Here is a 13,332-nt window from a genome sequence, read left to right as displayed (position 1 = left end):
CTCAGGCCACGCCGATCCTGAGAAGATCATGGAAATGCACGATTCCGACCGGTGAAAGGTTTTCATCTGTCACGATCAGTGCGCCGATGGCGTTCTTGTTCAGGATCGCCATCGCGGTGCTGGCCAGGGCCGTTGGCGCGATTGTCTTCGGCTGGCTGGTCATGATCGCATCGATCGGCTGATCAACCAGATTGCGCCCCAGATTGCGCGCAACGTCACCGTCAGTGACAATGCCGATCAGGCGCCCGTCCGGCCCGGTTACCCCGACACAGCCGAACTTTCTCTCTGACAGGGTCATGATTGCGTCCGGCGCCGGTGTCCCTGTCGGCACCAGCGGAATGGAATCGCCGGTGTGCATGACGTCTGACACATGGGCCAGCGTTGCGCCGAGTTTTCCGCCCGGATGGAACGTGTGAAAGTCGCCGGCGGTAAATCCCTTGGCTTCAAGCAGCGCCACCGCAAGCGCATCGCCCAGCGCCAGCTGCATCAATGTCGAGGTGGTTGGCGCCAGGCCGTGAGGGCAGGCCTCCTGCTCGCGCGGCAACAACAGCACAATGTCTGCCTCCCGCCCGAGAGCGGAATCAGCCCCCGCCGTAAAAGCGACAAGTGGAATGCCGAAGCGCCGGGAATAGGCCAGAATGCCTTTCAACTCGGCGGTTTCACCCGACCAGGACAACACGATGATCGCGTCGTCCTTGGCAATCATTCCAAGGTCGCCGTGATTTGCTTCCGCGGGGTGGACGAAATGCGCCGGTGTGCCGGTGGAGGCCAGGGTGGCTGCGATCTTGGCGCCAATGTGCCCGCTCTTGCCAACACCGGTAACGATGACCCGCCCGGATATCGCTCCGATAGCCTCGACCGCCCGCGTGAATGGTTCGGCCAGCCCGTTTTCCAGGGCTGCCGAGAGCGCATCCAGTCCGGCTTTCTCGGTCTGGATCGTGCGCCCGGCCGAGCTCAGCATCTCGCTGCGTGGATAATCTGGCAAGATCTTCTTCATCAGGCCCGAATACCCCGTCCCCACGCCCGTGTCCATCAACCACATTACCGATCCGCAAAGCGGAGGATCGAAACCTTGCGTTAACCACAAGTGTTTACGCTTTGACAAGATTTGGATGAGTCCGGAACCGAAGACGCATGCGCGACCGCATCAACACGGCACAAAGACGACTGGCGGTCCGGCGCGACGGCCTTCGCCTCACTGTATCCGCACTCTGCATGCTCACGGCAATTCCCGGCGCGCTTGCGCAAACCGTATCGGGTTCGAATTCTACCAGCGACCAGTTTGAACTCCGCGGCACCACGGACCGGACGTCGTCCACCGCACCCAGTGCCGCTTCGACACTCTACGGAGCGCTGCCCGCCCCTCGCCCCGCTGGAAGCTTTGCGCCAACATCCGGCGAGACCGACAGCTTTGCTGCGGCAGGTACGGCCGGACAAGCCGACCCCGCAGCGAGCCTGGTCCAGCCGGCTCCGGAAGACATCACCGGAACGATCGGCTCTCCGTCAGACCTCAGCCAGGCCGATCAGGATTATGCCGCAAGCCTCGCGCGCCAGAACGCCCGTATCGGAACCGTTGACGGCTTGCCGCTCGATCCCTCGGCGGACGAGCCTGATGTTCCGGGGTTTTCGTTCGGATCCCTGACATTGCGGCCGACGCTGGACCAGGGGGTCGTCCATGAGGCGGTCCGCTACGGCGCAACCAAGACCAACCGCACCTACAGCCAGACAACATTGTCCGGCACGCTCGAGTCCGACTGGTCCCGGCATCAGTTCACCGTCGACGGCACCGGAACCTGGCAGAAGAACCTCTCCGGCACCGGAACAGAAACACCGACGGCAGACATCAATGCCCGGCTGAACCTGGACCTATTCAATGACCTCAGCGGCGTGCTGGGCGCAGGCTACAGCTACTCCCGCGAAAGCCGTACCGACCCGAATGCGATCTCCGGTGCCACCACCCAGGCAGGTGTGCACGAATTGCGCGCCAGCATTGGACTCGAGAAAAACCTGGGCCTGCTGCGCGGCGCAACAACCCTCGACATCACCCGCAAGCTTTACGGTGACGCCACACTCGCCGACGGAACCGCCGTTCTTCTGGATGACCGTGACACGCTGGGCGCCGAACTGACCACCCGGATCGGCTACGAAGTCTCGCCGGCACTGGTGCCGTTTATCGAAGCAACCGTCGGCCGCGAAAAATATGACCAGCGCATCGATTCAACCGGCGCGGAACGGTCTTCGACCACCCTTGGCGGGCGCGCCGGCGCTGAAGTCAATTTCGGTGAAAAGCTCTCCGGGGAGTTCGCCGCCGGATATGTGCTGCGATCGCTCGATGACGCCAATCTGGCAGACATTTCGGGGCTTACCGTCGATGGCGACCTCACCTGGTCGCCCCTGCGCGGAACCAACGTCAATATCGGTCTGGCAACCACACTCGAATCGGCGACAGCCGCCGGCCAGTCGGGCGCCGTGGTCTATGAGTTCGATTCCACCCTGTCGCAGCAGATCCGCAGCAATCTGGTTGCCCGGCTCGGAGCCACCGCCGGCTACCGGGATTATGATTCCGGCAGCGGCCGCAGCAATCAACGCAGCTACGGCGCCTCTGCCGGCCTGACCTGGAGCATCAACCGCTATCTCGATCTGGAAGCGGACGCGAGCTACGAGCGGACCAAGGAGCCCGGCGGAACCGACGAGGAAACGACACGCCTCGGATTGGGTCTCAAGCTGCGCAGATAAGGGGCCGGCGCGTCATGCCTGCCCCCTCGGGAAATCCGCCGGATGATGCGATCAGGCCTTCGCAATCATGTTTTTCAGATCTTCAAACACTTGCGACTTGATATCATCCCGGTCGAGAGCGAAGGCCACATTGGCCAGGATGAACCCGGCCTTGGAACCGCAGTCATAGGTTTCGCCGCCAAACTGGTAAGCTGAAAACGGCTGCTGATCGGCCAGTTTCAGCATCGCGTCGGTCACCTGGATCTCGTTGCCGGCGCCACGCTCCTGCTTCGACAGGATATCGAAGATTTCGGGCTGCAGGATATAGCGGCCATTGATGTAGTAGTTTGACGGCGCGGTCCCCGGTTCCGGCTTCTCCACCATTTGCGTGATGCGAAAACCGCCGTCGAGATCTTCACCTTTGCCGACGATGCCGTATTTGTGCGCCTGCGCCGGATCGCATTCGGCCACCGCGACGATATTGCCGCCAACCTTGTTGTAAAGATCCACCATTCCGGAAAGGCAACCGGCCTGGTCACGCATCACCATGTCGGGAAGCAGCAGTGCAAAGGGCTCGTCGCCAATGATGTCGCGGGCGCACCAGACGGCGTGACCAAGGCCGAGAGGGGCTTGCTGGCGTGTGAAGCTCGTAGCCCCTGCCTTTGGCAGCATGTCTTCGAGCGACTTCAGTTCCGCGCTCTTGCCGCGCTCGCGAAGCGTGTCGTCAAGTTCCACCTGAATGTCGAAGTGATCTTCGATAACCGCCTTGTTGCGGCCGGTGACGAATACGAAATGCTCGATCCCGGCTGCCATGGCCTCTTCGACGACATACTGAACCACCGGCTTGTCTACGACGGTCAGCATCTCCTTCGGCACGGCCTTGGTCGCGGGAAGGAAACGGGTCCCCAGACCTGCAACCGGCAAGACAGCTTTCCGGACTCTACGTATTTTCGTCATGTATTTTCCTCATTTCTCATAAATGATCTTACCGGTGCATCCCGGTGCCTTTCGGGAAGTACGCACCATTTGTTAGGAAGAGGCAAACGCGGACATACAGGCAGCGAATATGGTAAACGATTTGTTGACGGCTCCAGACTATGATGATCGATCAGTCACCCGCAACAGCCCTAAACAACAGGATGCTTGGAACATGATCCGATCACCCAGGAAATTTGTTCGCGCCGCCAGCTTCTGCCTCTTTGCTGGTGTCTTCGCCCCTCTGTCGGCACACGCAGATGCCGGTTTCCAGAAATGGGTCTCGAGCTTTTACAGCACCGCTGCCAAAGCCGGTATTTCGCGCTCGACCTATGAAGCAGCATTTAGGGGCGTCACCGCACCAGATCCAGTGGTGCTCGAAAAAGCCCGTTACCAGCCCGAATTCACCACCAAGGTTTGGGACTATCTCGATTCCCGCGTCAATCCCTACACCATCGCCAAGGGCCGCGAGATGGCGGCGCAGCATGCCAGGACACTGTCAGCCATCGAGCGTCACTTCGGCGTCGACGCATCGATTCTGCTGGCCATCTGGTCGATGGAATCGAATTACGGCGAGATCCTCACCAAGACCGACCGCCTGCATTATGTTCCGCAGGCCCTCGCCACCCTTGCCTATGCTGACCGGAAGCGCGCCAAGTTCGCACGCAAGCAACTCGTGGCGGCCTTGAAGATCCTCCAATCGGGCGACATTTCGACCCGGGAGATGACCGGATCCTGGGCTGGCGCCATGGGGCACACCCAGTTCATTCCGACCAGCTACCTGGCTTTCGCGATCGACGCCGACGGCAACGGCCATCGTGACATCTGGAATTCCATCCCGGACGCATTGGCGACCGCCGCAAACCTTCTCAAGAAGAATGGCTGGCGGACCGGTGAAACCTGGGGCTATGAAGCGGTACCGCCCAGAGGTGGCGCCAAGTACAACGGCCAGACCAAGACCCTGTCCGAATGGGCGTCCCTCGGCTTCACCCGTCCAGGCGGCAAGGGCTTTCCTGTCGGCAGCCGCCGCGCCGAACTCAAGATGCCAGGCGGCGCCAACGGTCCGGCGTTCCTGATGACCAAGAATTTCTTCGTTATCAAGCGCTACAACAATTCCGATTCCTACGCCCTTGGCGTCGGTGTTCTGGCCGATGAGATCGCCGGGTACGGCGGCGTCGACCAACGCTGGCCCCGCCCCGCGGGAACACTCGACGTCAAGGAGAAGTTCGAGCTGCAGACCCGGCTCAAGCGGCTCGGATTTTACGATGGCGAGATCGACGGCAATTTCGGTTCGGGCTCAAAGGCCGCCATCGCGGCCTTCCAGTCCCGCGTCGGCTTGACCGGCGAGGCGATTCCATCGCAGAAGGTACTGGATGCGATCCGTCGCTATTGATGACGCGTACGCGCCGGAATCCAACCGGCCATACGGCTGAACAGGAGATGATTTCCGCGTGTCAAACCGCCAACCATTGCTGCGGTGTGCCGTCTTATTGCTGGTTGCGGCGCTGGCCGGCCTGACTGCCCTGCAGTTGGCCGGACCTGCCGCGGCGCAGGAACGCGTGGAACGGAAATCCTTTCTGCAACTGTTGTTCGGCGGCAGCGAACCTGCCAGAAAACAGGCGCCCCGGCAGCCATCGCGCAGCAGCAGGGTCGCAAAGCGCGCGCCCAGCATTGCCCCTCCACCGGAGCCGGTTGTCGAAAAGCTGGAAAACGCCCGCAAGATCCTGGTTGTCGGTGACTTCCTCGCCAACCGCACGGCCGATGGCCTCAGAGCAGCGTTTGCCGAGGCACCGGGCGTCGTCATCGTCGACCGCGCCAACGGCTCATCCGGCCTGGTTCGCGATGATTACTACAATTGGCCCGAAGAAGCCCGCAACATTGTCGAAGAGGTGCAGCCCTCGATTATCGTGGTGCAGATCGGCTCCAACGATCGCCAGCAACTGGTGGTGGATGGAGAGCGCGAACCCGTACGTTCTGCCAAATGGCTTGCCGAGTATGAACGCCGAACCCGCTCGCTGATCGATGCCTTGCAGGTCCGCAACACACCGCTGCTCTGGATCGGCATGCCGGCTTTCAAATCGCCTTCCATGACCACGGACATGGTGGCTTTCAACGGTGTTTTCCGCACCCAGGTCGAGAAATCCGGCGGCGAATTCATCGACATCTGGGACGGGTTTGTCGACGAGGAAGGCAAGTTCGTCTTCACCGGATCCGACATCAACGGACAGCAGGTCCGCCTTCGCGGGTCCGATGGCATCAACGTGACCGAGGCCGGACGGCGCAAGATCGCGTTCTATGCCGAGAAATCGATCCGGAGACTGCTTGGCGACGCCGCGGCGGCAGGAATTTCAGCGCTTGATTCAGCCAATTTCCCGGAAATATTCATGCCGCCGGCCCCGGGTGAAAACGCTGCCGCCATCACGCGGACCATGCCGGTCGCCATGACGGATCCCGCCCTTGACGGAGGCTCTGAGTTGCTGGGTGAAATGCCCGCCACTGCCGGCCTGGTTCCCTCGCCGCGCGACCAGCTGGTGCTTGATGGCATCTTGCCTGAAGCGCCCGAAGGACGCGTCGACAACTTTGCCTGGCCACCGGCCGATCAGTCGAGCGAATAAGCCTGCACTCAAAAACCTGACGGTTCTTGCCTTGCCCGGTTGAGCAGAGCTCCCGCGAACACACCCCCATCACCGCGCTTCCACGCGAAACTCATGCCGCACGCGTCAGTTTCCCTCCGGCACGGCATGAAGCAAGGCTGATGCTCAACGCGGCAGGTCTGTGGCACCCATCAGGCTCAGGTCGATTTCCCGTGCCGCCTGACGGCCTTCACGGATCGCCCAGACGACCAGGCTCTGGCCTCGGCGAACGTCGCCGGCAGCCCAAAGCTTGTCCACGGAAGTGCGATAATCGGTTTCGTTGGCCGAGATGTTGGTCGAACCGCGACCGTCGGTGTCTGTCAAAAGCCGGTCACCCAGATCGCTGACGACGCCGGTGTCGAGAACGCCGCGGAAGCCGATTGCCACGAACACGAGATCGGCCTTGATCAGGAATTCGGATCCGGCAACGGGCTTGCGCTTTTCATCCACATGGCAGCATTTGACCGCCGACAGGATACCGTTTTCGCCGACCAGTTCGAGTGTCCCGACCTGGAACTCGCGAACCGCCCCTTCAGCCTGCGAGGATGATGTCCGCATCTTTGTCGCCCAGTAGGGCCAGACGGCGAGCTTGTCTTCCTTCTCGGGTGGCTGCGGACGGATATCGAGCTGGGTGACCTTGACGGCTCCCTGCCTGAACGCCGTGCCGACGCAGTCCGACGCCGTATCACCGCCGCCGATCACCACCACGTGCTTGCCGCCGGCAACCACCGGATCGGATGGCCAGCCGACATTGTCGATGCTCTCGCGGGCAACCCGCTTGTTCTGCTGCACCAGGTAAGGCATCGCATCATGAACGCCGACCAGGTCAGCGCCCGGAATGCCCACATCGCGCGGCTTTTCCGAACCGCCGGTGTAAAGCACTGCATCATAGGAGCCGAGCAGCTCCTCCATGCTCTTGTCGACTCCGACATTGACGTTGCAGAAGAACGTAACGCCCTCGCCTTCCATTTGCTCGATCCGGCGATCGATGAAGTGCTTCTCCATCTTGAAGTCCGGAATGCCGAAGCGCAGCAGGCCGCCAGGACGGCTCTCCCGCTCATAGACGTGGACATCGTGCCCGGCCCGGCCCAGCTGCTGTGCGGCAGCCATCCCTGCAGGCCCGGAGCCGATGATGGCGACGGTCTTGCCGGTCTTGTTGGTCACCGGCTGCGGCACGATGAAGCCCATTTCATAGGCCTTGTCGGCGATTGCCTGTTCCACGGTCTTGATCGTGACCGGCGCATCCTCGAGATTGAGCGTGCAGGCTTCCTCGCACGGCGCCGGGCAGATACGCCCGGTGAATTCGGGGAAGTTGTTGGTCGAATGCAGGTTGCGGATCGCCTCTTCCCAGTTGTTGTTGTAGACCAGATCGTTCCAGTCGGGGATCTGGTTGTGCACCGGACAGCCGGTGGGGCCATGACAATAGGGCACACCGCAATCCATGCAGCGCGCAGCCTGTTTCTGGACCTCCTGGTCGGTCATCCGGATGGTGAACTCGCGGAAATGGCGAATGCGGTCAGAAGCCGGCTGATACTTCGCCGTCTGCCGGTCGATTTCGAGAAAACCCGTTACCTTACCCATAATCTACTCCTTCACCGGATCACAACCGCGGTTCCCGATGCCGATACCATCAGCATCGAACCACTGGATCCGGTTGAAATATTTTCATAGTCGAGATCGATGCCGATAACGGCATTCGCACCCAGTTTCTGCGCCTCGTCCTGCATTTCGCTCAGCGCGATCTCGCGCGCCTCGCGCAATGCTTTTTCGTAAGCGCCCGAGCGGCCGCCGACTATGTCGCGAATACCTGCGAAGATATCGCGGAAGATGTTAGTGCCGAGAATGGCTTCGCCTGTGACGATGCCACTGTACTCGACAATCTCCCTGCCCTCGATCGTGTTGGTGGTCGATGTGATCATTGATCTCATTCCGCCGCCACGCCCATGCGCATCCGCTCCATGTCCTCAAGCGCACGACGGTACTCGACCGGCATCACCTTGCGGAACTTGGGACGGTAATCGGCCCAGTTGTCGAGGATTTCCTTGGCCCGGGTCGACTGGGTGTAATGCATGTGATTGGAGATCAGCTGGAACAGCCGTTCTTCATCATGCCGGGTCATGTCGCCGCTGACGTCGACCCGTCCCTTGTGGGCCAGGTCGCCGCCGTGATGATGCAGCTTTTCAAGGATGTCGTCTTCTTCCGGAACCGGTTCCAGCTCGACCATCGCCATGTTGCAGCGGCTGGCAAAATCGCCGGCTTCATCAAGTACATAGGCAACGCCGCCGGACATGCCGGCAGCAAAGTTGCGGCCGGTTTCACCGATGACAACGACAAGACCACCGGTCATGTATTCGCAGCCGTGATCGCCGACGCCTTCGACAACCGCGATGGCACCCGAGTTGCGTACGGCAAAGCGTTCACCGGCAACGCCACGGAAATAGCACTCACCCTCGACCGCGCCGTAAAGCACGGTATTGCCGACGATGATCGAATTCTCCGCCACGATCGGCGAGTTTTCAGGCGGGCGCACGATGATGCAGCCGCCCGACAGGCCCTTGCCGACGTAGTCGTTGGCGTCGCCAGCAAGGTCGAAGGTTATGCCATGGGCCAGGAATGCGCCGAACGACTGTCCTGCGGTCCCTGTGAGTTTGACCGTGATCGTGTCCTCGTCCAGGCCCTTGTGGCCGAACCGCTTGGCAACTTCGCCCGACAGCATCGCACCGGCGGAACGGTCGACATTCTTGATCTCGACGCCGAACTCGACCTTTTCCTTGTTCTCGAGTGCCGGCATCGCCTTCTCGATCAGTCGCCGGTCAAGAACGTCGGCAATCGGATGGTTCTGGCGTTCGGTCCAGTAGATCTTTTCCTTCGGAGCGTCGGGCTTGTAGAAGATCCGGCTGAAATCCAGACCCTTCGCCTTCCAGTGCTCGATCATGCCGTCCTTGGCGAGCAGGTCCGACTGGCCGATGATCTCGTCAAGATTGCGATATCCCATCGCGGCCAGCCATTCGCGCACTTCCTCTGCAATGAAGAAGAAGTAATTGACCACGTGCTCCGGCGTGCCCTTGAAGCGCTTGCGCAGAACAGGATCCTGTGTCGCCACGCCCACCGGGCAGGTGTTGAGATGGCACTTGCGCATCATGATGCAGCCTGCCGCAATCAATGGTGCAGTCGAGAAGCCGAACTCGTCGGCGCCGAGCAGCGCCCCCACGATCACGTCACGCCCCGTCTTCAGCCCGCCATCGACCTGCAGCGCGATGCGCGAGCGCAGACCGTTGAGCACCAGCGTCTGGTGAGTTTCGGCCAGGCCGATTTCCCACGGGCCTCCGGCATGCTTGAGCGACGTTAGCGGCGATGCGCCGGTACCGCCGTCGTAGCCTGAAACGGTGATGTGGTCGGCACGCGCCTTTGCCACACCGGCCGCAACCGTGCCGACGCCCACTTCCGACACCAGCTTGACCGAGATATCGGCCTCCGGATTGACGTTCTTGAGGTCGAAGATCAGCTGCGCCAGGTCTTCGATCGAGTAGATGTCATGGTGCGGCGGAGGCGAAATCAGACCGACACCAGGCGTCGAATGCCGGGTCTTTGCAATCGTTGCATCGACCTTGTGACCGGGCAGCTGACCGCCTTCACCGGGCTTGGCGCCCTGCGCGACCTTGATCTGTATCATGTCTGCGTTGACCAGGTATTCCGTGGTCACGCCGAACCGGCCGGAAGCCACCTGCTTGATCGCCGAGCGTTCCGGATTGCGGCCACCGCCATACAGCGGCAGATACCGGTCCGGCTCCTCGCCGCCTTCGCCGGTGTTCGACTTGCCGCCGATCTGGTTCATCGCGATCGCCAGCGTTGTATGCGCTTCCCGGCTGATCGACCCGAACGACATCGCGCCGGTCGAAAACCGCTTCACGATATCCGCGGCAGGCTCGACCTCATCCAGCGGCACCGGCTTGCGCCCGGCGCTTTCCGCAGTACGGATCTCGAACAGGCCGCGAATGGCGTTCATCCGCAGGGTCGAGCGATTGACGATGTCGGCGAACTCGCGATAGCGATCCTTGGCATTGCCGCGCACGGCATGCTGAAGCGTGGCCACCGCATCCGGTGTCCAGGCATGTTCTTCACCGCGCATCCGGTAGGCATATTCGCCGCCCACATCCAGCGAGGTGGCCAGCACCGGGTCATTGGAGAAGGCAAGACGGTGACGCTCGGCGGTTTCCGATGCAACCTCGTCCAGGCCTACGCCTTCGATCGTGGTCGCCGTGCCGCTGAAATAGGTATCGACGAAATCGCTCGAAAGCCCGATCGCATCAAAGATCTGCGCGCCACAATAGGACTGGTAGGTCGAAATCCCCATTTTCGACATCACCTTGAGGATGCCCTTGCCGATCGCCTTGATGTAACGCGACACGATCTCGTAGTGATCGACTTCCGGCGGGAATTCTCCGCGCTTGTGCATGTCCAGCAGGGTGTCGAACGCCAGATACGGATTGATCGCTTCGGCACCGTAGCCTGCCAGGCAGGCAAAATGGTGCACTTCACGTGGCTCGCCGGATTCGACCACGAGGCCAACCGACGTGCGCAGACCCTTGCGGATCAGGTGGTGATGCACCGCCGCCGTGGCCAGAAGCGCCGGAATGGCGATCCGGTCCGGACCGATCTGGCGGTCGGACAGGATGATGATGTTGTAGCCGCCGGTGACGGCTTCCTCTGCCCGGTCGCAAAGCCGGTCAAGCGCCGCCTTCATGCCGTCCGAACCCTTTTCGCTGGCATAGGTGAAGTCCAGCGTCTTGGTGTCGAACCGGTCCTCGGTGTGACCGATCGAGCGGATCTTTTCCAGGTCGCCATTGGTCAGGATCGGTTGACGTACTTCAAGCCGCTTCTTCTTTGCAGCGCCCTTGTGATCGAGAAGGTTCGGACGCGGCCCGATGAAGGACACCAGGCTCATCACCAGCTCTTCCCGGATCGGGTCGATCGGCGGGTTGGTCACCTGCGCGAAATTCTGCTTGAAATAGGTGTAGAGCAGCTTCGACTTCTGCGACATCGCGGAAATCGGCGTATCGGTCCCCATCGAACCAATGGCTTCCTGCCCGGTGGTCGCCATCGGCGACATCAGGATCTTGGTGTCTTCCTGAGTGTAGCCGAAAGCCTGCTGACGATCGAGCAGGGACACATCCTTGCGCAATGCCCGCGGCTCGACCGGCTTGAGATCTTCCAGGATCAGCTGGGTACGTTCCAGCCACTCGCGATAGGGGTGCTTCGCCGCCAGTCCGGACTTCACTTCCTCGTCGGAAATGATCCGGCCTTCTTCCATGTCGATCAGCAGCATCTTGCCGGGCTGCAGCCGCCACTTCGATACGATGGTGCTTTCATCGACCGGCAGCACACCGGCTTCTGACGCCATGATCACCCGGTCGTCATTGGTGACAATGTAGCGCGCGGGCCGGAGCCCGTTGCGATCGAGCGTGGCGCCAATCTGCTGCCCGTCGGTAAAGGCAACCGCGGCCGGACCGTCCCAGGGCTCCATCAAGGCTGCATGATATTCGTAGAACGCCTTGCGCTCCGCGCTCATCAGCGAATTGCCGGCCCAGGCTTCGGGGATCAGCATCATCACCGCATGCGCCATCGAATAGCCGCCACGGATCAGGAATTCGAGCGCGTTGTCGAAACAGGCCGTATCGGACTGGCCCTCGTAGGAAATCGGCCACAGCTTGGAAATATCGTCGCCAAACAGCGGCGAAGACACCGACGCCTGCCGCGCTGCCATCCAGTTGACGTTGCCGCGCAGCGTGTTGATCTCGCCATTGTGCGCCACCATCCGGTAGGGGTGGGCAAGCTTCCAGGACGGGAACGTGTTCGTCGAAAATCTCTGGTGAACCAGCGCAACGGCGGATTCGAAGCGGGGATCGCTCAGGTCCTTGTAATAGGCGCCGACCTGGTAGGCCAGGAACATGCCCTTGTAGACAATTGTCTGCGTCGACAGCGAAACGAAATAGAAGCCGTCATCGCTTTCATCGGTTTCATTGTAGACCCGGTTCGAAATCACCTTCCGGAGCACAAAAAGCTGGCGCTTGAAGTCGTTCTGGTCATCGACACCTTCGCCTCGGCCGATGAACACCTGGACATGACGCGGTTCGGTCGCGGCAATCTCCGGAGCCTTTGACAGCGATGAATTGTCGACCGGCACATCGCGGAAGCCAAGCAGGGTCTGACCTTCGGCGGTAACGACCTCGGCGATGATCCCCTTGAGGTGCTCGCAGCGTGCCTCGTCCTGGGGCATGAAGATGAAACCCACGGCGTAATCGCCGGGATCGGGCAGCGTCACGCCTTGGGCGGCCATTTCCTCGCGGAAAAACCGGTCAGGGATCTGCACCAGCAGCCCTGCGCCATCGCCCATCAGCGGGTCGGCGCCGACGGCACCGCGGTGGGTCAGGTTCTCGAGCATGAACAGGCCGTCACGCACGATCTGGTGCGACTTCTGGCCTTTCATATGGGCTACGAAGCCAACACCGCATGCATCATGTTCGTTGCGCGGATCGTAAAGGCCCTGTTTGTGCGGCAATCCAAAGGTACGCGCGGTGGCCGTCTTGGTCTCGGCACGTGCCTCACAAGCGGTAACGTCCGTCAGAGATGGTGAAAGGTCTGCCATCTTCATTCCTCCTTCATGGCCGCCGTGGCGGTTGATCCCGGTCCATCATTCGCCCCCGCCGGGTGCGGCGACGCTGAAAGTTCCGGATACATCTGTCGTCTGGCCTTGCGCGCCTAAAAAGCTTCACCCGGTGTGTGCGGGCGCGCGGCGTGATTTGTATCATGAAGGGGCAGGACGGTCACCTTGAACCGGTGGATCGAGAATTGGCGGATACTGCCAACAGCCCCCTGTATCTGCCAGGACCTTTACCAGCCGGCCAGGACAGAGACAAATAGGACAGTAAGGCTGTCCTATTTCGAATGTTCTATGACAGAATGCAGGCGGCTGCGCAAGATAGCGAACTCAAAAAACCGCACCCAAACG

General features: G+C 61.0%; 8 protein-coding genes. 3 read left to right on the top strand and 5 right to left on the bottom strand.

The window, feature by feature from the left end:
- Position 1: 1 nt before the first annotated feature.
- Positions 2-997: a KpsF/GutQ family sugar-phosphate isomerase gene (locus tag WNY80_RS20150; RefSeq protein WP_342889279.1), complete on the bottom strand. Its 996-nt coding sequence runs from the start codon at positions 995-997 to the stop codon at positions 2-4.
- A gap of 137 nt (positions 998-1,134) precedes the next feature.
- Between WNY80_RS20150 and WNY80_RS20145 the strand changes: the two genes are divergently transcribed.
- Positions 1,135-2,736 (top strand): outer membrane beta-barrel protein, encoded by a 1,602-nt coding sequence (locus WNY80_RS20145; RefSeq protein ID WP_342889199.1) that lies wholly within the window; start codon positions 1,135-1,137, stop codon positions 2,734-2,736.
- A gap of 51 nt (positions 2,737-2,787) precedes the next feature.
- Here the strand turns inward: WNY80_RS20145 and galU are convergent, their stop codons facing one another.
- On the bottom strand, positions 2,788-3,672 hold the full coding sequence (gene galU / locus WNY80_RS20140; protein WP_342889198.1) for a UTP--glucose-1-phosphate uridylyltransferase GalU: 885 nt from the start codon (positions 3,670-3,672) through the stop codon (positions 2,788-2,790).
- 193 nt (positions 3,673-3,865) lie between these two features.
- On the opposite strand from galU, the gene WNY80_RS20135 reads away from it, so the two are divergent.
- The gene (locus tag WNY80_RS20135) at positions 3,866-5,083 is read left to right on the top strand and encodes a lytic murein transglycosylase (RefSeq protein WP_342889197.1); all 1,218 of its coding nucleotides are present in this window, start codon (positions 3,866-3,868) and stop codon (positions 5,081-5,083) included.
- Positions 5,084-5,141: 58 nt separating this feature from the next.
- On the top strand, positions 5,142-6,305 hold the full coding sequence (locus WNY80_RS20130) for a DUF459 domain-containing protein (protein WP_342889196.1): 1,164 nt from the start codon (positions 5,142-5,144) through the stop codon (positions 6,303-6,305).
- Positions 6,306-6,449: 144 nt separating this feature from the next.
- Here WNY80_RS20130 and WNY80_RS20125 read toward each other — a convergent pair whose 3' ends face one another.
- From WNY80_RS20125 to gltB, 3 genes are read right to left on the bottom strand one after another with little or no spacing between them, the layout of a single operon-like run.
- Entirely contained in the window at positions 6,450-7,904 is a 1,455-nt protein-coding gene (locus tag WNY80_RS20125) for a glutamate synthase subunit beta (protein ID WP_342889195.1), read from the bottom strand.
- Between the two features lie 11 nt (positions 7,905-7,915).
- Positions 7,916-8,242 (bottom strand): heavy metal-binding domain-containing protein, encoded by a 327-nt coding sequence (locus WNY80_RS20120; RefSeq protein WP_342889194.1) that lies wholly within the window; start codon positions 8,240-8,242, stop codon positions 7,916-7,918.
- A 5-nt stretch (positions 8,243-8,247) separates the two neighbouring features.
- The gene (gltB, locus tag WNY80_RS20115) at positions 8,248-12,969 is read right to left on the bottom strand and encodes a glutamate synthase large subunit (RefSeq protein ID WP_342889193.1); all 4,722 of its coding nucleotides are present in this window, start codon (positions 12,967-12,969) and stop codon (positions 8,248-8,250) included.
- Positions 12,970-13,332: the final 363 nt, after the last annotated feature.

This window comes from Hoeflea sp. AS16 (assembly GCF_038900095.1).
GTDB lineage: Bacteria > Pseudomonadota > Alphaproteobacteria > Rhizobiales > Rhizobiaceae > Hoeflea.
The sequence above is the reverse complement of the archived record's forward strand: the minus strand, read 5'-3'. Positions and strand labels throughout refer to the sequence as shown.